The sequence below is a fragment of the Persicirhabdus sediminis genome, from assembly GCF_016595495.1.
GTDB lineage: Bacteria > Verrucomicrobiota > Verrucomicrobiia > Verrucomicrobiales > Akkermansiaceae > Persicirhabdus > Persicirhabdus sediminis.
The window spans coordinates 49,941-73,728 of sequence record NZ_JAENIM010000041.1 but is presented as its reverse complement, the minus strand read 5'-3'; the positions used below and the strand labels follow the sequence as shown (position 1 = coordinate 73,728).

The following is a 23,788-nucleotide window of genomic DNA, read 5'->3' as shown; positions in this document are numbered from 1 at the left end:
TATGACAAGTTCCATTCATGACGAAGGACGAGCCCATTCCCAGCTTACGAGTCTTACGCTCTAACGATCGAGGCCACCGTGATTACGGTTGGCTCAAAGCTCGCTACAGCTTTTCCTTCGGCGACTACTTCAATCCAGAGTTAATGGCCTTTCGCAGTTTGCGAGTGATCAACCAAGACCTCATCTCACCGGGACGAGGATTTGCTGAACACCCACACCGCGATATGGAGATCTTTACCTACATGCTAGAAGGTGTGCTCGAACACAAAGACAGCCTCGGCAATATAGGTAAACTTCATCCAGGTGATATCCAAGTGATGTCAGCTGGCTCAGGAATCCAACATTCTGAAGTTAACGGATCAGCTAGTGAGTTCGCCTCACTAATGCAAATCTGGATATCACCAAAACAGCTAGACCAGCCACCGCAATACACGGAATGGCGACCTAACGAACAACAAAAACAAGCTAACAAATCACTGATCATCTCACCGGACGGGCGCGAGCAATCCGCCACTATCCAGCAGGACGCATTTATCTACAGACTCAACCTAGCCAAGCTAGAAAACATCAGCCACCAGCTAGATGACGGACGCGGCGCTTGGTTGCAAGTCATTCGCGGCGAGCTTACTATCAACGGCACATCACTTCTAGCAGGAGATGCCGCCTTCACTGAACTCGCTGGCCCATTAGAAATCTCCAGTACTACTGACTCCGAAGCCCTATTATTTGATCTAAAATAAGCACCCTCCCACCAATATTATGAAAAAAATAGCTTTCATCCTACTCCCCGCAGCAGCATTTGCCCTAAGCTCATGCGAAAACCCAGCTGACAATTCAACCGCAGCTAAGGTTTCTGAAGCCAAAGAAGTCGCCGAAGGCGATGTAACTGGCCAGAAGTGGGTCTTCACTGAAGACTCCAACATCACCTTTGTTGGATCTAAAGTCACGGGTTCACACTCAGGTGGATTCAAAGACATCTCAGGCTATTTCCACGTCGAGGGTGAGACGCTTGCGACATCAGGCCACCAAGTTGTCATTGATATGAAATCGACTTGGTCTGACGACGACGACCTAACGGCTCACCTTAAAGCACCTGATTTCTTTGACGTAGAAAAATACCCGAACAGCACATTTACCGCTACTGGGCTAACTGAGAAATCTGGATCCAAAGGTGAAACTCACGTACTCACGGGCAACTTCGAATTCCACGGCGTCACGAAGTCGCTAGACATTCCAGTTACCGTTCAGCAATCAGCTGACGAAATCACTATCAAAGCAGACTTTTTTATTAACCGATTCGACTTCAACGTGAAGTACCCAGGAGAAACCGATGACCTCATCCGTGAGGAAGTTGTTATCCGCTTTGACCTCAAGGCTCAGCCAGAATCATAAATAAACCATTTTCTATGCTGCTAGCTTCAGAGACTCATCATCTTTAGCAGCATATAATACCGACACCTAGTCATTTCCATCTCTACCCCGTCAGCCCCAGTGCTCCCTAAGCACTATGGATTGCTATGAAGTTTCCCAGTAACAAGGGTATTCGACATGGCTTCTGCAATCTAACGCTGAAATGATGGCAATACCTGATGTCACCCCACCCCCCAAAGCACCAACATCATGCGTGACAACGCATACCCCAATAGAACTCAGCCCAACTGAGTTCCCACGCAACAACAACAAACACAACCCAGCCCATCCACTCCCACGGATGGGCTTTTGTGTGTCTAGTAATGAGCTGCCTATGCAAATAGCTAGCCAGAACTAGCTGGTAGTTGATTCAGGCCTGAAAGTATTTGAGTCAAAAAAATAAAGCATCCAGCGAATCAATCACCATAGGAAATAATCATTAGGCAGTTCGCTGCAAAAAAAATCCAGCTAGGCAAGACACCCAGCTGGATAGAAATTTTATATTGCCAGTCTAATTAGACAAGTCGGTGAGACGGCAGCACATCATCAGTAGATGATTTGGCGCAGCCGAGCTCTTTCACGCGGCCATTGTCTAGGCCGTACACCCATCCGTGAATCGTTAGCTCTTGGCCTCGGTTCCAAGCATCTTGCACGATGGCTGTTTGACTGACGTTAGCAACTTGCTCGATAACATTGCGCTCACACAATAGGTCTACTTTTTCCTTCTCTGTTTCCAGCGCATCAATGTCGCTCTGGTGCATGCGATAGACGTCTTTGATGTGGGCCAGCCAGTTATTAATCAGGCCGATATTCTGGCCGGTAAGTGCTGCTTGCACACCGCCACAGCCATAGTGACCACAGACAATGATGTGTTTTACTTTAAGAACTTCTACTGCGTATTGAACCACAGAAAGACAGTTTAAATCTGAATGCACCACGACATTGGCAATGTTGCGGTGAACAAAGACTTCGCCGGGTAGGAGGTCGACGATTTGGTTAGCTGGCACACGGCTGTCTGCACAACCAATCCAGAGGATCTCAGGAGTCTGCTGCTGAGAGAGCTGTTGGAAAAAACCAGGGCGTTCAGATTCAACGCCGGCTGCCCAATCACGATTTTTTTCCAACAGGTGTTCTAGGGAATTGTGTTTGCTCATCCCGCGAACGCTATTCTCACCCGCGCACTAGGGTAAAGAAAAATTCGCGTTAAAAAACGTCATTTAAGCGCAGCTTTAGCTATATCTTTAACGATTTCGTATTTCTCTACTGCTAGCCACAATCTCACTCCGCGCTACGCATCCTAGCTAAAACATGGATTTTGCAAGATAAGTGGGAAATAATAACTCTCACAAAAAACTCACATTTCACCATCTATTCATAGATGAGCTCCAGCTAAGCCATTGCATTTAGGTGATTAAAATCAACATAGTTGAAAAATTTATTCATATAGGAGAAATAATAATTCCCAAACGACTGTATTTTATGCATAAGGCCATGGTGAATGGCTCCTCATATTCCGAACATTTAACCAATAGGCATGAAAATCTGACCATGAAAGCACTAACAAAGATCATTCCCATACATCAATTCCACCCTAAACAAAAAATAATCGCGGCTGCAACTCTAGCGATCTTGCCCATGACTAGCCTTGCGCAGAGTGCGCCAAATAGCGTGAAGTCGGTAGATGCTAGATCTAATGGCGCACAGATGACTCTTGAGCAAGGCAAGATGGACATCTCGTTTGTTAGTCCTTCACTCATTCGTGTCCGTGTCACCCAGAACCCTAGCTTTACCGCCAGCACCAGCAATATCGTCCTGCCGCGCGATGTGGAAACTAGCGCTCAGGTCAACGAGCAAGACGGTGCCGTTATTATTTCAGCTGGCGAACTGCAGATCAAAGTAGACAAAAAAACCAGCGCTCTCAGCTTTTTAAGCACTACCGACGGCCCCCTACTCAGCGAGCCCAATAGTCCTCGAAAATTCGAGGCCATTGAAATTACGGAACTCAAACTAACAGACACCAAAGAAGTGGCAACCATTGATGGCGGACGTGTCGAAGGTGAAATCGTCGAAACCGGCAAAACTACCAAAGCGTGGTCAGTCAAACACAACTTCAACTGGGCCGATGATGAGGCCATTTACGGCCTGGGCTCACATGAAGAAAACGTGCTCAACCTGCGAGGCAGCCTGCAGTATGTCTACCAGCAGAATATGAAAATTGCCATTCCTGTCATTGTTTCTACCAATGGCTACGGCATTCTTTATGACGCCTGCGGCGAAATACAATTTAACGATACTGAGGAAGGCAGTTTCATTGATCTAGACGCCATTCAAGACCTCGACTACTACTTCATCTACGGGCCTGAACTCGACGACATCGTCGCAGGCTACCGCGACCTAACTGGTTCTGCACCAATGATGCCACGTTACGCGTTTGGTTATGTGCAATCTAAAGAGCGCTATAAGAGTCAAGACGAGATCATTTCCATCGTCGAAGAATATCGTAAGCGTAAGCTTCCGCTAGATATCATTGTACAAGATTGGAAATACTGGCCGACTGGCTGGGGCATTAAACAATTTAGAGAAAGAAGCTATCCAGATCCTACCGCCATGTGTGAGCGCGTGCATGAACTTGGAGCTCACATCATGCTTTCTATCTGGCCACACATTAAAGGAGATCATCCAGAACCCAAAGATATGGCGGAGAAGGGATTCATGCTCAACAATGGCAAAACCTATGATGCCTACAATGAAGTCGCTCGCTCACTCTACTGGAAGTACACTAACGACAACCTTTTCAAACACGGCATCGATGCTTGGTGGTGTGATTGCACTGAGCCGATAGAAGCCGATTGGACGGGCAAGACAAAACTATCACCTAAAGAAAGACGTGACATTAATATCGCATCTCAACGGGCAACATTAGGGCGAGAAAAACTCAACTCATACTCACTCTATCATTCACAAGGGATCTACGAAAACCAACGCAAAACCAGCGAAGAAAAGCGCGTTGTTAACCTCACGCGCTCTGGATATGCAGGCCAACAGCGTTACGGTACGATCAGCTGGACAGGCGACATCTCTGCTCGCTGGGAAGTGCTAGAACAACAAATCCCTTGCGGTCTAAACTTTACCGTCACGGGTAGCCCATATTGGACTAACGACATCGGCGCGTTTTTTGTTAAACCTAGTAAGCGTACTTGGTTTAGAGACGGCATCTACCCAGAAGGCGTTGCAGATTTAGGCTTCCGTGAGCTCTATACCCGCTGGTTCCAGTACGGCTCATTCCTTACTATGTTCCGCAGCCATGGTACCGACACCCCGCGCGAAGTTTGGCAATTCGGTGAGCCCGGCACTCCATTTTATGACACCTTGGCCAAATACCTAGAATTGCGTTATAAGCTGATGCCCTACACCTATTCTATCGCTGGCCAGACTAGTCATAATAACTACACCATGACCCGCTTGTTAGCGTTTGATTTCCGCAAAGACCCGAAGGTTCATGATATAAAAACTCAATTCATGTATGGCCCAGCACTCATGGTTTGCCCAGTTGTCACGCCAATGTACTACGGCGCTGAATCTACAGAGCTCAAAGATGTTGCAAAGACACGTGAAGTTTATCTCCCTAACGACACTGACTGGTATGATTATTGGACTGGCAAAAAGCTTACAGGCGGACAAACAATCACCGCAGATGCTCCGCTAGAAACCATGCCTCTATATGTGCGCGCTGGCTCTATCATCCCAGAGGGCCCAGTCGTCCAGCACACTGGTGAAAACCTCGACGCCGACTGGACCATCCGCGTTTATCCAGGCAGCGATGGCGAGTTCACCGTCTATGAAGACGAGGGGGATAACTACAATTACGAAAAGGGTCAGTTTTCTACCTGGAAAATCAGCTGGGACGAGGCAAAGCAAACTCTATCCATTGGCGAGCGCCAGGGTAGTTATCCTGGAATGGTAAACTCACGCAAACTCAATATTGCGCTGATGAACGACTCCATGGATCAGGTGACGCCAAAGGTCGCAAAAACCGTACAATATACGGGTGAGGCAATCGACGTAGTCATCAAATCGCTGTCAGGCGAATAATTCCTCACATCAACAAATAACCCCCAGCCTCATGAACTAACATCAATGAACCCGCATTTCATCGTCACATCCATTGCCGCAGTGGCTCTTTTAGCGCCACTCTCAGCCAGTGAAGAAAAGGCATCTAGCAGTAACCAACTACCTAGCCACATTGGCAACTCAGAAGGCCTCGTTAACGGAGCCGAGTTTCAAGACCTAATCCTTCCACTAACAAGTAAGAATGGTTTACGCAATGATGTGTGGGGTGCGGATACTAGCAAACCACGCGACCCAAGCCTCGGCATTGAAGATGCTGAATGGTCCTACTGGGGCGGCAATGTATTTCTAGCAGATGATGGAAAATATCATTGTTTTGTAGCGCGTTGGCCTGAAAATAGTAAAAAAGGCCACTGGCAATGGCCACGATCAGAAGTTGCTCACGCGGTCGCCGATGATCCAGTTGGGCCATGGACAGTGTTAGGCACAGCCTACCCCTATCTGCGAGATGGACTTGGCCACAACCCTGAGGTTCACCGCCTGAAAGATGGTCGCTATGCTCTGTGGCTCAATAAAGGACTCATCCACGTCACCGAAGGCACTGACGTTAATGGCAAATGGGAAGACCTCGGCACAATTTCGTCGTCACCTAACTGGCACAGGGTTCGCCGCATCCAAGCTAACCCATCTATCGTTATTCGCCAAGACGGCAGCATTCTCTTCTGCTCAAGAGCTGGTGACCTAGGCATCGCCTCTTCAGGAGATCCACTGCAGGCTATAGAAGGAATTAGTGTGACCGACACCATCCCGTTCCGTGGATGCGGGCCAGAAGATCCCGCCATCTGGAAAACTGGCCACCAGTACCACCTGATGTTCAACTACTGGCAAATTCGTACAGCGATCAAGCTGCGCAGTCACGACGGCGTAAACTGGCAGCTCGACCCCGGCATCGCCTACACCCAACAGATAGAAAGATATACTGATGGCACCTTAGTTGACTGGTATAAAGCTGAGCGCCCAAAGATTGTGCAAGATGCCCACGGGCGCGCTACTCACCTATCAGTTGCTATGATTGATGTGAAAAAGGATGCTGACCTTGGCAGTGATAATCACAGCAGCAAACACCTCACCTTACCTCTCGTTGTCGAAGGACTATGCGAGATTCTAAATCAGGACAGACTCACCCCGGAAACTAACGAGGTGAAAATCAAACTCATTGCCGAAGATGGATTCAACCCACTAACTGACGTCGATATCAAGTCGCTGCAGTTTGGTGATCCTAAGCTGGTAGATTACGGCAAAGCCGTGCAGGCGCTAAGTTCTGCAGCCGATGGCGCGGACCTCATAGTCACTTTCAAAGGAACTAACTTTGGTTTCACCGAGGATAGCTTTACTGGCAAAATCCTCGGCAAGCGCAGTGACGGATCAGTCTATTTCGCCTACCCTCGGCTTCCGGGCTTTGTTGATGACCCAGCTGTGCTTGTCGCTGCACCTATCAGCATCGTTGATGGCAAAGCCGTCACTACCGTGAAAAACTTTGGCCTAACAACGAGCAATCCTAGCAAACTTCGCCTACACCTCGGCGACCAACTGGTGAAAGAAATCCAGCTAGATCCAATGCAGCCGTATGAGGAGAAAAAAATCAATATTCAGATAGATGACAATGTCAAAGGTACGCTGAGCGCCAGCTTCTATCCAAAATACCAAACCCATTAAAAATCATCATCCAGCTGGCACCATCACCAGCTGGATGAAAAACTTCGACGAACAACTTAAGCATCCTGCTGCAAGCCAATCGGCCGCTGCCAGCGGAGTTTTTGCTCGATGGATGTAATGACCATACTAGCAATGTCTTTGCCGGTCGCAGTCTCAATCCCCTCAAGGCCCGGTGAAGAGTTCACCTCCAACAACAATGGCCCTTTTTTCGAGCGGATGATGTCCACGCCAGCCACTTTAAGCCCGAGCGCCTTAGCCGCTTTGATTGCTAACTTGCGTTCTTCAGGAGTGATTTTCACCACACTAGCAGATCCACCCTGATGGATGTTAGCGCGGAATTCTCCTGGTGCTGCGGTTCTTTCAATCGCCGCCACCACTTTGTTGCCAATCACAAAACAGCGCAGGTCTTTTCCTGATGCTTCTTTAATGAACTCCTGAACTAGCAAGTTTGCCTTCAGCGATTTAAAGGCATTGATCACCGATTCCGCTGCCTTTTTAGTCTCAGCTAACACCACGCCTCGTCCTTGGGTACCCTCTAGCAATTTCACAATCAATGGCGCGCCGCCCACCATATCGATGAGGTCGCCAGTATCCATCGGCGAATTAGCAAAACCTGTTGTTGGAATGCCAATGCCGCTTTTCAACATCAGCTGGAGAGAAAATAATTTATCGCGCGACTGCGTGATCGCGGATGATGAATTCACTGTGTGAATGCCCATGCTTTCGAACTGGCGAGCCAGCGCACATCCGTAAAAAGTCATGCTAGGACGAATGCGCGTAATCACCGCATCGAGGTCGTTAAGGATACGCCCGCCGCGGTAATGAACTTCTGGCGCCTTATCATCCACGCGCATGTAGCAGTGTTTGATGTTGAGAAATTGCATGTCGTGGCCTCGTTCTTGCCCAGCTTCTAGCAGACGCTTATTGCTGTAGAGATTAGGGTTGCTGGCTAGAATACCAATTTTCAATCCCCCCTGCGGCAGCTCAGGTTTGCCATAATATTCATCCAACTCGTCACGTGATACATCGCGCATCAGGAAACTCTCAGATGGATCTACGATCATGCGCCCGTTCATGGCCTCGCGCCCTAGCAGCATGCGGTAGCCCATGGAATCACGGTTTGCTAGAGTGAGCTCAATCTCGTAATTTTCCCCAGCAATCAGCAAAGTAGCCGCAACCACGTAGCGTGACTCGGTACTACCAGACGAGCTTTTGATCCGACGTTTATCCACCACGGGACGCTCACAGCGCACCACCGTCTTGCGGTCGTCTTGAATAGGATGCACCTCAAAGCTCACCCAGAGCTCATGATCTCGGCGGAAAGTGGTGATGTTAAATGCGTGAATCGAAGAGGTCTTAGCCCCCGAGTCCACTCTAGCCTTAATTGCGGGAATGCCGAGAGTGGGAAACCCACACCACTCTTCAGAGCCAATAATGTGCTTTTTCATATTTTTATCTAATCAGATTACTCACGCATCAGTCCAGCCCGTTAATCGCGAGCTGGCCAATCATAGGGGCGCGTATAGACCTCTTTCATTTAGAAAGAATCCAAGTTGTGTAACAAAATTGTCAAAATGGTCCTCTGCCAATTAGGCAAACGACAGGGCACGCTGTTTCATCTGCGTAGCCATTAGGTTGAGCGCGTTGGCGCGCGTCGGGGCAAGGTGCTCCTTGAGCCCAGTTTTTTCAATGAAGCTCATGTCGGACTGCAAAATATCACCCGGAGTCTCATTATCTAACACGCGGATAAATAGCGCGATCATCCCTTTAGTGATCAATGAATCAGAATCCGCAACATAGCGCATTTTGCCATCTTCAAAGCTAGCATCTAGCCAGACTTGCGACTGACAACCTTGGATTTTTCTATCCTCAGTTTTCAATGAGTCATCCATCGCCGAGAGCCTCTTGCCCAAGCCGATCACGTATTCATAACGTTCCTGCCAATCTTGGAACAGACCCAGTTCATCCAATAATTCAGATTCTTTTTCAGCAATGCTCATGACTTCAAAGCACAGATAGCTAGCATACGCCAGTTTGCAACGAAATTTCTTTATCGCCAGCCAATTGCTATGAAATCGTTAGTTATAATTTATTTTTTTCATCTCATCTGGCGGGTTGGCCAACTCATTCAGCTACCTCGATTTACCTTACAATTCATCAGATTACGTTTATAAAATGATAAAATAAGCCACAGTTTCGATAGTTCTGAGGCTATGAAAGCTAGCAAATCCATGCCATCTTACAAATAAGCCAATATTGAGAACGCACAAAGCTCAGCCTATATCCTCACAGTAACCTCTAGTTCGCAGCCCAAACTTTTAATATGTATCAACAGAAGCCTCGCACATCCACGGCCAACAAAATAGTCTACACCGCCCTCTTTCTGGTATTCTGCGCCGTTGGCTACGTAGAACGCGATTCTATCGCAGGAATCTTTGGCTTCCCACCGATTACCAATTCCCAGCCAGAAGAAGAAGTCGCAGATGACGCTCAGGCTGCAGACACACAGATCGCTGAAAATGAAACCTCTGGTGACGCGAGCGGCAAAAAAGTAACCATCATTCAGGGACGCAGCCTGCGCCCAGAAGCCGACGATAGCGAGCTATCCGCTAGACTCTCTAACGCAGCTCACTGGCAAGCTGAAGACGACGGCGAGATCACTGAAGCCACCTTAGGTAATGAGAAAAAAGATTACACCGGCATTGCCGATACCAAAACCATCGACGCAGTCGACTTTGACGAAACGCCACCCGCGCCAAGCGACGAAATCATCCAGCCAGCTGTGATTTCTGGCCCAGGAAGCGCTAATTTCTCACTTCGCCACGATGGTGTCTTACATATCGCCGCCGCTACCACTCAGGCCTACTTTCCACAGGCTAACGGCATCCAAGGAATCGAAAGCAAACTCGACCCGAAAAACGGCAGCCTAACGATTAATCCACAACAACTGAGCATTAACTACCAGCCTCAGAGCGGATTTTCTGGCATCGATAACTTCGAAGTCACCGTTAACTTCCAACAGTCTAGCGAAAACTTCAAAGTGAATGTGTTTGTTCGCGACAATACTCCGCAGCCAGTTATCACCGGAAAAACTGCTTTCGAAGAAAATTTTGACGGCGATAACTGGACCAAATCATTAGCGAAGAAAAAATCCACTCGCCTAGTCCAAGGAGAAGAGTCTGGTGAATTGCCTATCACTCCGTGGCTCTGGGGTGGCAGCAGCAGAACTTCCAGCGTAAACTGCATTACCTACAATGACAGCAAGCAAGTCTTCAGCTCAGCCACAACTGGTAATAACCTCTGCATTGCTGGTAGAACTTGGGTCGCCGTGCCCGTCAATCTTAAAGCAGGTAAATCCTACCAGATCTCGCTCGACCACGGCGCAGAAAAGGCATCTAGCAAGACCCACGTCATCCTCTGGGACGGCAAGCCAGATGCAACTCTGGTAGATTCTAACCCAGACTTTGGCAAAGCCATCTTCCACAGCTATTTCTTCAATGAGAAAGCAGAAGAGCGCCACAGCAAATTCCAAACACCAGCCATTTATTTCCGTAATCAGCCTTATCTGATATTCGGGCACTACGAAGCTAACGCCTCAAACAGAATTCACATCGATAACATCAAGATCGAAGAAATTACGAATCGCGAGCCGCTTACAGCGCAACAAATTGCCGCCAAACCAGCGCAAGATACCATTCCAGCATCGTGGCCATTCAGCTCAGACAAACCAGCTGAAATCGTCGCCGCTGCTAGAATTGCTGGCGCCTACGCAGCCGCCAGCCCACAGGGCAACTATGCAGTGGAAATCCGCGACATTCGCGGCCAGATGATTCAATCATTCACCCGCGACGAGTTAGCCAAGGCAGCTGGTGTTTCACTGTCCTCTAGCAGTTCAGGACCATCAGCGCTCGCCTTCACCGCCTCAGGCCGCCAGCTCTTCATCAGCGTGCAAGGCGACAACGGCAAAGGCGCGGTCGTCTCATTCAACATCAATACAAAAAAAACCGAGCGCTTCCTTTCTAATATCGCTCTCAATACATCAGGGTCATTCCAAAAAACAGCCCTCGCTCACCAAGCTGGTATTCTCTATCTATCCACTGCCCAAGGCGAAATCATCAATTACAAAGCCGACCGCAATGATAAGACAGGCAAACAGCTAAGCAAAGTCACCCTGCCTGCGCAGGAACCATCAAAAATGGTCACCAGCATGGCGGTCGATGACATTGATGGCATTCTCTATCTATCTACCGCAGAGACTCTCTACGCTGCCCCATGCCAGAAAGACCTCAAGCTATACAAATTCTATAGCATCAAAAACATCCAGTCTATCAGCTTCACCCGCAGCTACGGCAACGACAACAAAGAAGGTCTATTCATTCTGCAACGCGCTGGCGACCGCGCCGCCCTCCTTCACCTTCCAGCTACTAGCCTGCGCGCGCGCCAGCCAGTGGCCAACTACTACGCCGTAGTTACCCAGCCGTGGATTGATATTGCAGCTACTTCTGGAGGCAAGATCCTAACGGCATCTAGCGACTCACCACTTTCCATGACCTCAGATCGCTACGATCAGAAAATGGACTTCGAAGAATGGCTGCGCGATGAGTTTAACCAATACATCGTCCTTGCTAAAAACAACCTGTGGCCAGGCGACACCCCTGAAGGCTGGGTCAACTCAGCCTGCGGCACGATGTACTTTGGCATCAAAGGTCACACTGGCTCAGCTGGCTGGCAATCACTCATGTTCATCCTCGATGAAGAAATCAACGGCGCTACCGATACCGAAGAGATCATCGAAAAAATCATCACTCGCTACGCGGGTCTGCACCCAGATGGCCTCAAACCAAAACTCATCGAAGGTCACCTGCTCTACGACTACAATATCAAAACTGGCGATGGTGGACGCGACTTCAGTGACATCTATGAAATGATCAAATTCATGCGCGCCGCCGTCTACGCCAAACACCGCTACCCAGACAATAAGGTGATCGCCGCAGGCATCGATAAGGTGAACCGCGATATCAAAAATGTCGCCGAGAGAATCCGTGAGTACGGCATCGTCACCATGTCTAACGATCAACACGGTCCTAAATTCTCAGACTGGAATAGACCTCGCCGCAGTGGCCCAAACTATCAGGAAAGCTACATGTATGCAGAAATGGCCGCCGCCATTGACCATACTAGCACCCAGCCATATGTAGACTTCCTTCACGATGTAGATAAAGTTCCGCACGGTTCTGAGTACCTCAAAGGCGAACCTACCATCCACTGGGGTCACCCAATGTTTGTCCCTACCTACGGTCACATCATTTTCAGAAATTACCGCCAATCACCAAAATGGCGCCAAGACTTCATCAACTTCTGCATGGGCTTCTCCGCCTGGTCAGATGATCAAGCACCACACTACCTCGGCGCATTCTCAGCTGGTAACTTCGGCGATGGATTCGAAGCCAGCTCACTGCGTAAAACAACTAACACGCTAACTCACTTCCCGTCATTGCTCGCCCGCGGTATCTACTCTGACGCCGTAGCCGTAGCTGGGGCATACATGGCCTACCGCGAAGACAAACGCGATCACATGTATTCGTTCTCAGACAAACCAGGTGCTCACATGTTAGGACGTCACTCTAATGAGAAACTCATCTGGTCTCACAGCCGCTGGGGCATGGTTGACGTTCACTTCGGCGCACACGGACTGGCCGAACTCATCCAACCGGGCATCATCGACTCAGCGATTGCTAACAACCTCTACCGCGAGCTGGAAATCAACAAAAACACAGATGGCTCAGTCACCCTGAATTTCTCAGACATGCGCCCACAACGCGTGCTCGCTAGTACTGACGGTAGAGCCTGGGATAGCTACGGCGCTCAGCTCACGCCATTCACCATTCCAGCTGGCAATAACTACAAACACTTCCGCACCATTCCAGCTGAAGGCTCACCACTCTATCTAGCTAACGGAGATTTCTCAGAAAAACTCAGTCATTGGAAACCATTCCGCAATGCCACCGCTAAAGTAGCTCACTCAGCTAGCCTAGCTGGTGGAGTAGCTACGGTAACCAGCAATAACCGCGGAGCCGTCTATCAAACCGTCGATGTCTCTAATCAATTTGAAGGCACTGAGTACAAAGTGAGAGCCATCACTAGCAGCACACGCGGTAAACCTAGTGCCGGCAAACTCTTTGTCATCTGGGATAAGGACGACAAACTCGGCACAGGAACAATCAGCAATGCAGAATCCAAAGTGATCAACCAGGGCGTCTCTATCGCCGAGCTAGAAGTAGCTACTAGCAAACCAGCTGGAGCTAACTACATGCACGTTTGCCTATTCCCTAACGGCACCAGCAGCTTTGCTGCCGTTTCAGCCGTGCGCATGGGTGCGCTAGTCCCAGCAGAGAATCCAAGCTTTGAGTCCGGCAAACTTACCGGCTGGAAAACCGACAAAGCTTCTGAAGTCACCATCAAGGTCGTTAAAGATAGTAAAGCCTATCATGGCGATCACGCTCTCAAGATGAGCATCAATAAAAAGGCCAAACGACCAGAGGCAACCGTCTCTCAGAGATTTGATGTCTCAGCGGACCCGATCAGCACACGCTATCGTGCACGCGTTAGAGTCACTGGTTTACAAATGGAAAATGCCGATGCCTACATCAATGCGAGCTTCCGCGAGAAGACATCTGACGACAAACCGTCACGCACCTCATACGGGCAGACTGTACGTAACCAAACTCGTGATGAATATATCTACATCACCTTCCGCAAACGCGAAGATACAGAGAAGATCTTAGACATCACGCTAACAACAGCTGGAGTTCGCAGCAGGGACGCTGGCTCTCCTGCCGCTGAAATCCTCTTCGACGACTTCCAACTGCTACGCATGACGCCGTAGTTAGCCGATTATATATTTAACCAAATTTCCCCGTGCCAGCTGACCCAGCTGACATGGGGAATTTTTTATCTAGCTAGCTGGATTATTTACTCAGCAAATCTAGCTGCTGACTAATGACCTTCTCAGAGACTTTTCCAGCAACCGGCAAACTCGGAGCAAATAACTTCACTCGATATTCAGCGAGTAACCAACCAACCTCATCGAGGTCTTCGTTATCCGTATTGGCATCAACGGCATCTAACCACTTATCCCAAAGCGGATGCAGTTGGTCCATCTTCTCCACATCCTTGATCAGCGGAAACTGATCGATGCGCTGCAGTCGTTGAACCATCGCTTTGAAGTAACGTGGGTATTCTTTTAGACGTGGGCCAGCGCGCTCGATAAACCCAGCGCGCAGCAAAAATGCCATCTCGTCGCGTAAATCATCAGCCACTTCACCAAGATGTCTATCAGACTGGTTTTTCTCCACCCAGTCGTTGACCTCACGGTGCAGTGAAATCACTTCTTCTATCACCTCGGCCCATTGCTTAGCCATGTGGTGCAATTCGCCTCTAGCATTTTCAGCAGCCAGCGCAAATCCATTGGCCTCCCGTGCCAGCGGGTAGCCCAAGGTGGAAACCACCGTTAAGTTGACCAAATCATCAAAGTTGCGGCCACCATCGGCACCGAGCAATGGCAAGGTCATCTTGCCTTCAAAGCCTAAAGGAAATTGCTTCTGCAAATGTCTAACTTGGCTACCGTATTGTTTTTCAAACAACTTCGCGCAGCCAACTCGATGCAGCCTATCAGAGGTCATTTTATAAACCGGCACCTTGACGCCAAATGACCATTCTTTTTCAAAATACAAGGCAGGGAAACCAATCGCGCCCGTGCCATTGTCTGCCACCACTTGCTCAGGTAACTCTCCGCACTCCCAGCCTTTCATGCCTGTGCTCTCCCACGCTTGTGATACCGCTTTCTCAACCCGCTCGCCTAACACATCAGCCAACTGCAGGCATAGTTTGTCGAGGTCATTGCCGCTAGCCAGTTCATTAGCGTCATCATCATAAACCCACAGCTTGGCATGTAGGTAGTCAGGTGAGCGATTCACATCAAACATCTTCGGCTCCACCCACTGGCCAGATTTCTGACTGAGGTAATCAGCCAGTTCAACTAACAATCCACGCTTGGGCTGCTGCGACCACCAAAGCTCAGTAAATTCTTCCGCCTTCTCCGCCACAGGGTTGCAGCTGATGCGCACTTGCTTAGGCAATGAGCGGATGAGGAAATAAATCTTCTCTTCCAACATCCCCGGCACTAACCACTGCGGTAGCCAAGATGGAATTCCAGCTAGCTGGTCGATATGCACGCCTATCGTTAGACCGTCATCCACTTCCCCCGGCGCGTAGCGGTAATAGAGCTGATATTCTTGCTCACCGTGAACTAAAATGTCTGGAAATGCAGCAGTCAGGTCATCGCCTAACTCTTCGTAGACGACATCGCCGATAGGCACAAAAAGCGCCTTTGGATTGTCATTTTCCAGCTTCGTGCGCCAGCGGTGAAATGCCTTTGCCGTGCACATTCCAGCTGGAATCAACTTCTGGAAAAACTCCACTACCCCTTCGTCATGCCAGAGACCACCACCGCGGCGCAGCTTGTGCTCGAGGCTTTCCACTTCGGTCTTCAGCCTATTGAGGTGTTTGAGAAATGGTGGTTTGGAACGCAAGCCACCACCTAACAAACCTTCTAAAATAAAGACTTCGCGAGCAGCTTGCTCATCCACACGACCATAATGAACGCGTCTGTTAATGATAATCTTCAGCCCGCCACACAGCACGGTCTCTTTACCATAAACTGCACCGTGCTTTTTGTCCCACATCGCGCTGTGGTACTGGCTGCGGCACAAATGGGGTGCAATATCTTCCAGCCACTCAGGCTTCATCACAGCTACTTTTCGCGCCCATACACGGCTGGTATCTACCAGCTCGAAAGCTAACAACCACTCAGGGCTCTTCTTCAGTGAGAACAAGCCTGAACCAGGGAAAACAGCAAACTCACGCCCACCAGCGGCTTTGTAGCCACGGCGTTCTTTTTCAAAAATACCAAACTGCCGCGGCACCCCAGCTAGAATACTGCGGTGAATATTTTCGTAAGCAGCCAGTCCGTTAGACTCAGCCGCCAGCTCGACCTTGAGCTCTGGCTGAGGATTCTCAGCTGGCTGGTTTTCACGTTTGCCTCGGCGACGGCGCTGCGGCCTAAATGTCTGAATGCAGATTCGTGTGAGCTCGCGTTGCAGGTTATCCCACTCGAGCACGCGACGGAAATTCAGGTACCTTTGCTTACAGAATTTTCTCAGCTGGTTGCGTTTCCACTTTTTGCCTTCACGGAAAGTTAGGATATCCCGCCACAGGTGCAGCAGCGACATGAAATCACTATCTACATCTTTCCACTTTGCGTGCGCGGCATCGGCTTCTTGCGCTTTTTCAGCTGGCCGCTCGCGTGGATCCATGATGCTGAGTCCAGACACAATGACTAACATCTCAGCGAGACAATCTTCGCGATAACCTTCTAGCAACATGCGCCCAAGACGAGGGTCCACAGGTAGTCGGCTGAGATCTCTACCCAGCGGTGTTAGCTGATGCGTTTCACCAATAGCGCCCACTTCGCGCAAGGTTCGATACCCCTCACTAACGTGTTTGGCCGTTGGTGGGTCAATGAATGGGAACTCGGTGATTTCAGGCAACTTCAGCGCCATCATGCGCAGAATCACACCTGATAGAGCGGACCGCCTGATCTCAGGATCGGTAAACTCACTGCGCTCGAGGAAATCTTCTTCATCGTAAAGGCGCACACAAACACCCGGACAAACACGACCGCATCGGCCTTGTCGCTGACGCGCACTGGCCTGGGAAACTGGCTCAATCTGTAAGCGCTGGATTTGTCTCTGCGGGCTGTAGCGGCTCACTCTAGCAATACCACTATCAATGACATAAACCATGCCCGGAATCGTCAGTGATGTTTCGGCCACGTTAGTAGCCAGCACAATTCGCCGCCTACTTTTCATTGGCGTAAATACACGCTGTTGGTCGCCAATTCCCAATCTAGCAAACAATGGCAAAATATCCGTGCGCGGATACTGACGCCCTTCTAGCGTATCAGCCACCTCGCGGATTTCTCGCTCACCTGGCAAGAAGACTAACACATCACCAAGCTTGTCCTTTTTCGATAGATCGTCCACTGCACGCGCCACGTGGCTAGCTAGATCTTCACGATCCAGCTGCGGCAGGTACTGCAAATCCACTGGGAAAGTTCTCCCCTCCACTTCCAGTACTGGTGCGTCATTGAAAAACTCAGCAAATCCACCAGCATCCAGCGTTGCCGAGCTAATGATCAGCTTGAGGTCTTTGCGCCGCACTAACAGCTGCTTCAAATACCCGAGCAAGAAATCGATATTCAAGCTACGCTCGTGCGCTTCATCGATCATGATGCAGCTGTACTGACGCAGATCTTTGTCGCTGAGAGTTTCAGCTAACAAGATACCGTCAGTCATGAACTTCGCCTCAGTCTCTTTGTTGAATGATTCATCAAAGCGCACCTGATAGCCGACTTCATTTCCCAGCTGGACTTTAAGTTCTTCGGCGACACGTTTGGCCACACTCACCGCCGCAATTCGTCGCGGCTGGGTACAACCGACACGCCCTTTAGCGCCCACGGAGGCTGCCCATTCGAGCGCCATTTTTGGCAGCTGAGTAGTTTTACCCGAACCGGTATCGCCAATCACAACAACCACTTGATGCCGAGCCAAGGCATGCAAAATATCTTCCCGGCGTCTGCTGACGGGTAACTCAGGATAGGCAATGGTGGCTGGATCAATAGGCATCGCGGTAGCCAGAGAGGTACGCAATCGCCCACAAGATTCAAGGATATTTCCCCATCACTCGTCTTCCAGCTGGCGACTATTTACGTTTCCACTGGATGCCGCGGGCTGGTGTCGGTTTGGCTGCCGCTCCTGTGGCAGGCGCAGATGGCTCTTCGTCATCAGATGTTTGTGGGTAAATAGCAAACTTCACCTGCACTAGTGAGCGAATAGGAATGGTGCCGCGGGTGGGCGATACGCCCGTGCCATCAGTCTCTGTATCTAGTGCTGGCAAGACCCCGTGAATGTAGCGGTCCGCGCCAGTGTGATCTTCTATCAAAATCGGCTCACCTAACGCCATGCCCAGCGAGCCCGCCATCGCCCGCGCCTTCAGCTTGGCAGCGTCTATCGCCTTTACGCGCGCCTTGGCTTGTTGCTCTTTTTCGTCATTGAGTTCAAAATCCACCGTCTGAATATTCACGCTAGGCATCTTCGCCAGGCCCACCCAGATTACCTCATATTTGCCAAACTCTGTGCTGGTAAAAACTACGGTATTGATCGCCCGATAGCTCTCTTTCCCTTTGCCTCCATTGCTGCCAGCCAGCTCGTTAAGACGCACACGGGAAATGCGCATGTTTTCAATCGAGATCCCATTGCCGCTAAGGAATGTTTTCACATACTTCATCTTCTCCTTCTGCTCGGATACCACGATTTCAGGATCCGCGCCCTCGGTATTCACAACAAATACCCACTCCATGTAGTCGGGAAATAATTCCAATTTTGCCGATCCCACCACGCTCACGTGCGGCGGCTCCATCACCTCTGCGATAGCCAATGAGCTGATGCTCCAGCTGGCTAAAATATGCAACCACCACTTCATAAATAGCAACTTACCGCCAATATGATAATTCTCAAGTGGGCCAGCTAGACCAGCTACCCTAAAAGTGTTAGCCTGTGGCGTTTTTCCTAGGTCTTATCACCAGCCTGCAAATAACCAAACCAGCTCCCCATCCCATGGCCGATCATTCATTTCTCCCAAAAACTGCAAACTACCAAAAGCTGCTCTCATACCAGAATGCGGAAATCGTTTACGACCTCACCTATACTTTTTGTCAGCGGTTTTTACGCCGCGGTGACCGCACGATTGATCAAATGATCCAAGCCGCTCGCTCAGGCAAACAAAACATCGCGGAGGGATCCAAAGCCGCCAAAACTTCCACCGAAATGGAACTCAATCTCACCAACGTCGCCAGAGCGAGCTTAGAAGAATTACTCGTCGACTACCTAGACTTCCTGCGCATACGCAAATTCACCATTTGGGAAAAAAATAGCCAACAGGCACTTTATGTCCGCCAGCTAGCCCAACGCGACGATGAAAACTACGCCAGCTGCTACCAAGAATTTGCCGAAGCGCCCAGCTGATGTCGTCGCTAACATTGGTGTGTGCCTAACCCACCAAGCTAACTACTTGCTAGACAGGAAAATCAAAAAACTAGAAAACGACACTGTCACCAAAGGCGGTATCAAAGAACAAATGTACCGCGCTAGGTCACAGCACCGCTCAGCTAGATGATGTATTAGTTAGTCTTTTGAGGCTCTTGTAATAAGACACCGTATTGTAGCTTATTATCTACGAGCGAAATGTAGCTCCTATCTACTAAATCTGCATACACTCTAGCTGGATCAATTTGGTCATTATTCAATTTATTCTTCAGCCAGTTGATCAGCTTCCCCCTGCTGCTAGGTCGCGAGTCAGCTTTACATTTTTGCAGCTGGCCAGCTGCTTTTAAAAACCCTAACTCGTAATCAGTAGGTATTTCATCCGTGGCCTTCTTCGCAGTTTCTTTCTTTGCAGTGGCTTTCTTTGCAGTGGCTTTCTTTGCTGTGGCTTTTTTTGCCGTGGCTTTTTTTGCCGTGGCTTTTTTCGCTGTGGCTTTTTTCGCTGTGGCTTTTTTCGCCGTGGCTTTTTTCGCCGTGGCTTTTTTCGCTGTGGCTTTCTTCGCTGTGGCTTTTTTCGCTGTGACTTTTTTCGCTGTGACTTTCTTCGCTGTGGCTTTCTTCGCCGTGGCTTTCTTCGCTGTGGCTTTCTTCGCAGTTGCTTTCTTCGCCGTAGATTTCGTAGCCTCATTGATGCTCACCCGCTTGCATTGGCGACCAATCGAATTCAAATGCGCCACAATGCCATCAAAACCTTTATCTTTGGAAATCACATGAAACTCCGTCACTTTCGCCGCCTGCATATGATGAACACCTAGGTACATGGCTAGATGAAAATCCAAATTGTTATTTCCAGTCGACGCCATCCTCAAAAGCTCTAACTGAGTAAACGAATCGGTAGGAATATCACCAAAGTTGATTTTCTTATGCCGTGGTCCGCAAAAAATAATCACCTTCTGGTATTTACCTAGCTCAAGGTTTTCTAGTGTCCCGACATTCTCAAAATCAACAAAGGCCCATAACATAACAAATAGTTGATTAGCCTAAGCAGGAATGAATGACGATGACTAATTCGATATAAACAAAAAAAGGTCGAGGATTTCTCCCCGACCTTTTGCTCTTCTCCAGCTAGCTGGAATTATTCTTTGCCAAAGCTCAGCGCATCTCCAACGACATCGGCTTTGATCACGTCGCCGTCGACAAAGTTGCCTTCTAGCACTTCTAAGCTGAGCGGATCTAGCAAGTGGTGTTGGATTGCCCGCTTGAGCGGACGCGCACCGTACACCGGATCGTAACCTTCGTTAGCAATCAGCTCCTTGGCATCACTGCTCAGCGCGAGTCCGAGCCCTTGTTTGGCTAGGCGCTTGCGCACACGGTCCAGCTGGAGCTCGGCGATCTCGGTGATCTCCTCGCGTTTGAGCTGATCAAAGGTGACAATCTCGTCGATGCGATTGAGGAACTCAGGTCTGAAATGAGCTTTCAGCGCCCCCATCACTTTGCTTTCGCGTTGCTCGGCGTTAGGTTCGTCGACGATGAACTGGCTACCAATGTTAGAAGTCATCACCAGCACGGTATTCCTGAAGTCTACCGTACGACCTTGACCGTCAGTGATGCGTCCATCATCCAACACTTGCAGCAGAATGTTAAATACATCTGGGTGGGCTTTTTCAATCTCGTCAAACAAAACCACCGAGTACGGCTGACGCCTAACGTGTTCTGATAGCTGGCCGCCTTCTTCGTAACCAACGTATCCTGGAGGCGCTCCGACCAGCCGCGAAACCGAGTGCTTCTCCATGTACTCAGACATGTCGATGCGCACCATGGCGCCCTCGTCGTCAAACAAGAACTCAGCTAGCGCCTTAGACAACTCAGTTTTCCCCACACCAGTCGGCCCAAGGAAGAGGAACGAGCCGATAGGTCGATTCTCATCCTGCATGCCAGCTCGCGCACGACGCACGGCGTTAGAGACGGCTTTCACCGCCACTTTCTGGCCAATCACACGCTCACCGAGTCGTTGTTCCATTTTGACTAACTTCTGACGCTCACCTTCTTGCAGTCGGCTGACGGGAATACCTGTCCAGTTAGCCACCACGCGGGCGATGTCTTCTTCGGTCACTTCCTCTTTGAGGATGCGCTCGCCGCCCTGCATCTGCTCGAGCTTCAGCTGGGCTTTTTCGAATTCCTCCTCGGCAGCTGGAATTTCCCCGTAGGTCAGCTCAGACGCACGGTTCAGGTCACCCAGCCGCTTGGCTTGTTCCGCTTGATTTTTCAGTTCTTCAATGCGTTCTTGAGCATTCCTAACAACATCAATAACGTCTTTTTCGTTGCGCCACTGAGCCATCAAGCCAGATGATTTCTCTTTCAAGTTAGCCAGCTCTTCGGAGACTTTTTCCAGCCGAGTTTTACTACCTTCATCATCTTCTTTTTCCAGCGCCTGACGTTCCATTTCCAGCTGCATCACCTGCCGCTCGATCTGGTCAATCTCCGTAGGCATTGAGTCTAACTCGATCTTCAAGCGAGACGCGGCTTCATCGACCAAATCAATTGCCTTGTCGGGCAAAAATCGATCGGTGATGTAGCGATCACTCAGCGTAGCCGCTGCGATCAGCGCACCATCTTTGATCCTAACACCATGGTGAACTTCGTAGCGCTCACGCAATCCACGCAGAATCGCAATCGAGCTCTCCACCGATGGCTCGGCACACATGACTGGCTGGAAACGACGCTCTAGCGCCGCATCTTTTTCCACGTACTTGCGGTACTCGTCCAGCGTGGTAGCGCCAATAGTATGTAGCTCGCCGCGCGCTAGCTGAGGTTTCAGCAAGTTAGAAGCATCCACCGCCCCCTCGCTCGCGCCTGCGCCAACGATGGTGTGCAACTCGTCGATGAACAAAATGATTTGACCGTTAGACTCCGTCACTTCTTTAAGAAATGCTTTGAGTCGGTCTTCGAACTCACCGCGGTATTTAGCACCAGCAATCATGCCGCCGAGATCGAGTGTGACCACCCGCTTGTTGCGCATGGCATCCGGCACATCACCGCTAACAATACGTCTAGCTAGTCCTTCGACGATGGCAGTTTTACCCGTTCCTGGCTCACCAATGAGCACGGGGTTGTTTTTGCGGCGGCGCGAAAGCACCTGCATGACGCGGCGAATCTCTTCGTCGCGACCAATCACCGGGTCGATTTTCCCCTCTCTAGCTAACGCAGTTAGATCCTGACCGTATTTTTCTAATGCCTGATATTTTCCTTCGGGGTCTTGGTCGGTCACCTTCTGGCTGCCGCGCACATCCTTGAGCGCCTGCATGAGTTTTTTCTCATCCAGCCCTGCATCTTTGAGCAGCTTCCCAGCGGGGCTATCACTCTTCAGCGCGCCGAGCACAAAGTGCTCCACACTCAGGTATTCATCGCCTAACTTCTCTCGCTGGTCGTCCGCTTCCTGCATCGCCATGCGCAGGCCGTAGCTAAGCTGCGGCTGCGAGCTGGCACCACTCACGCTTGGTTCTTTTTGTAGCTGGCTGGCCGTAGCGGCCTTCAGTTGGGTCACATTCACCCCTGCTTTTTCTAATATAGGAGCAATGATTCCGCCGTCTTGCTGCAGCAGCTCAAAGAGCACATGTGCGCTCTTCAGCTCTGCATGCGCTGACTTCATCGCCAGCTGTTGGGCCGACTGCAGCGCCTCTTGTAGTTTTACTGTTAATTTGTCCTGTCTCATTTTTTAAATTTCCTTTCTAGTCTTTGTGATAAACATTTATTTGCTTACTTATTACTACTAAGGCGTCATCATAGCAACTATTTGTTCACCAATTTTGTATTATTTTTTTGCTATGATTTTCCCAACGATCTCGGCTGAATGAAAAAATCCACTGTTCATGATAAGGAAAATGAGCTGATTTCGCGAGATTCTTTTGCACTTTGGCGAAATCTACGTACACAATAGCTGCGCCAGCCGCCACAGCTGGCCACATCATCCCACAAACTATGGCAGCCACACCACAGCGCACAAGCGGATCCGTAGCCCGCGACGACTACCTCGAGCAAATCTATCACCTGATGGAACAAAAGGGGTACGCCCGCGCTGTGGACATTTCTCGCAACCTCGGCATCTCGCAATCCAGCGTGACCAATATGCTGCAGAAACTCGACGCCGAAGGCCTGCTCAACTACGAGCGCTACCGTGGCATCACCCTCACCGAGCAAGGCACCGAGATTGCCAAAGCTATCATCGCGCGCCATGAAATGCTAACACGCTTCCTGCGCCTGTTTGGCATCGCTGAGGAAACTATCTACGCCGACGTCGAAGGCATGGAGCACCACGTCTCACGCGCTACCCTAGAAGCCATCCGCGCCCTAACCCAACATCTGGAAACTAATCCAGCGACGCTGAAAGAGATTGTCTCTCAGATGTCACTGCCGGAGAGTTAGAATGAGCATTG

General features: G+C 49.8%; 15 protein-coding genes. 8 read left to right on the top strand and 7 right to left on the bottom strand.

The window, feature by feature from the left end:
- Positions 1-17: 17 nt before the first annotated feature.
- Positions 18-740 (top strand): pirin family protein, encoded by a 723-nt coding sequence (locus tag JIN82_RS11065; protein WP_200311711.1) that lies wholly within the window; start codon positions 18-20, stop codon positions 738-740.
- A gap of 19 nt (positions 741-759) precedes the next feature.
- Entirely contained in the window at positions 760-1,392 is a 633-nt protein-coding gene (locus JIN82_RS11060) for a YceI family protein (protein ID WP_200311710.1), read from the top strand.
- A 533-nt stretch (positions 1,393-1,925) separates the two neighbouring features.
- Here JIN82_RS11060 and can read toward each other — a convergent pair.
- Entirely contained in the window at positions 1,926-2,564 is a 639-nt protein-coding gene (can, locus tag JIN82_RS11055; protein ID WP_200311709.1) for a carbonate dehydratase, read from the bottom strand.
- Positions 2,565-2,958: 394 nt separating this feature from the next.
- On the opposite strand from can, the gene JIN82_RS11050 reads away from it, so the two are divergent.
- Positions 2,959-5,502 carry a glycoside hydrolase family 31 protein gene (locus JIN82_RS11050; RefSeq protein WP_200311708.1) on the top strand — a complete coding sequence of 848 codons (2,544 nt, stop codon included), beginning with the start codon at positions 2,959-2,961 and terminating at the stop codon, positions 5,500-5,502.
- A gap of 45 nt (positions 5,503-5,547) precedes the next feature.
- The gene (locus JIN82_RS11045) at positions 5,548-7,194 is read left to right on the top strand and encodes a glycoside hydrolase family protein (protein ID WP_200311707.1); all 1,647 of its coding nucleotides are present in this window, start codon (positions 5,548-5,550) and stop codon (positions 7,192-7,194) included.
- A gap of 56 nt (positions 7,195-7,250) precedes the next feature.
- Here JIN82_RS11045 and rimK read toward each other — a convergent pair whose 3' ends face one another.
- Positions 7,251-8,642 carry a 30S ribosomal protein S6--L-glutamate ligase gene (rimK, locus tag JIN82_RS11040; protein ID WP_200311706.1) on the bottom strand — a complete coding sequence of 464 codons (1,392 nt, stop codon included), beginning with the start codon at positions 8,640-8,642 and terminating at the stop codon, positions 7,251-7,253.
- Between the two features lie 141 nt (positions 8,643-8,783).
- Positions 8,784-9,194: a SufE family protein gene (locus tag JIN82_RS11035; protein ID WP_200311705.1), complete on the bottom strand. Its 411-nt coding sequence runs from the start codon at positions 9,192-9,194 to the stop codon at positions 8,784-8,786.
- A 323-nt stretch (positions 9,195-9,517) separates the two neighbouring features.
- Here JIN82_RS11035 and JIN82_RS11030 point away from each other — a divergent pair, with 323 nt between their 5' ends.
- A complete protein-coding gene (locus tag JIN82_RS11030; RefSeq protein WP_200311704.1) occupies positions 9,518-14,080 on the top strand; it encodes an Ig-like domain-containing protein in 4,563 nt (1,520 codons plus the stop codon).
- Between the two features lie 82 nt (positions 14,081-14,162).
- Here the strand turns inward: JIN82_RS11030 and hrpA are convergent, their stop codons facing one another.
- Both hrpA and JIN82_RS11020 read right to left on the bottom strand, forming a co-directional pair.
- Positions 14,163-17,939 (bottom strand): ATP-dependent RNA helicase HrpA, encoded by a 3,777-nt coding sequence (gene hrpA / locus JIN82_RS11025; protein ID WP_200311703.1) that lies wholly within the window; start codon positions 17,937-17,939, stop codon positions 14,163-14,165.
- Positions 17,940-18,015: 76 nt separating this feature from the next.
- Positions 18,016-18,795 carry an SIMPL domain-containing protein gene (locus tag JIN82_RS11020; protein WP_200311702.1) on the bottom strand — a complete coding sequence of 260 codons (780 nt, stop codon included), beginning with the start codon at positions 18,793-18,795 and terminating at the stop codon, positions 18,016-18,018.
- Between the two features lie 134 nt (positions 18,796-18,929).
- On the opposite strand from JIN82_RS11020, the gene JIN82_RS11015 reads away from it, so the two are divergent.
- Both JIN82_RS11015 and JIN82_RS11010 read left to right on the top strand, forming a co-directional pair.
- The gene (locus JIN82_RS11015; protein WP_200311701.1) at positions 18,930-19,337 is read left to right on the top strand and encodes a four helix bundle protein; all 408 of its coding nucleotides are present in this window, start codon (positions 18,930-18,932) and stop codon (positions 19,335-19,337) included.
- Entirely contained in the window at positions 19,288-19,488 is a 201-nt protein-coding gene (locus tag JIN82_RS11010) for a four helix bundle suffix domain-containing protein (protein ID WP_234041945.1), read from the top strand. The genes JIN82_RS11015 and JIN82_RS11010 overlap by 50 nt, the downstream gene beginning before the upstream one ends.
- Positions 19,489-19,492: 4 nt before the next feature.
- On the opposite strand, the gene JIN82_RS11005 is transcribed toward JIN82_RS11010, so the two are convergent.
- Together JIN82_RS11005 and clpB are read right to left on the bottom strand one after the other, a co-directional pair.
- Positions 19,493-20,377, bottom strand: coding sequence for a PIN domain-containing protein (locus JIN82_RS11005; RefSeq protein ID WP_200311699.1), 885 nt, complete (start codon positions 20,375-20,377; stop codon positions 19,493-19,495).
- A gap of 113 nt (positions 20,378-20,490) precedes the next feature.
- A complete protein-coding gene (gene clpB, locus JIN82_RS11000; RefSeq protein ID WP_200311698.1) occupies positions 20,491-23,067 on the bottom strand; it encodes an ATP-dependent chaperone ClpB in 2,577 nt (858 codons plus the stop codon).
- A gap of 266 nt (positions 23,068-23,333) precedes the next feature.
- Here clpB and mntR point away from each other — a divergent pair, with 266 nt between their 5' ends.
- Positions 23,334-23,777 (top strand): transcriptional regulator MntR, encoded by a 444-nt coding sequence (gene mntR / locus JIN82_RS10995; protein WP_200311697.1) that lies wholly within the window; start codon positions 23,334-23,336, stop codon positions 23,775-23,777.
- The last annotated feature ends 11 nt before the right edge of the window (positions 23,778-23,788 follow it).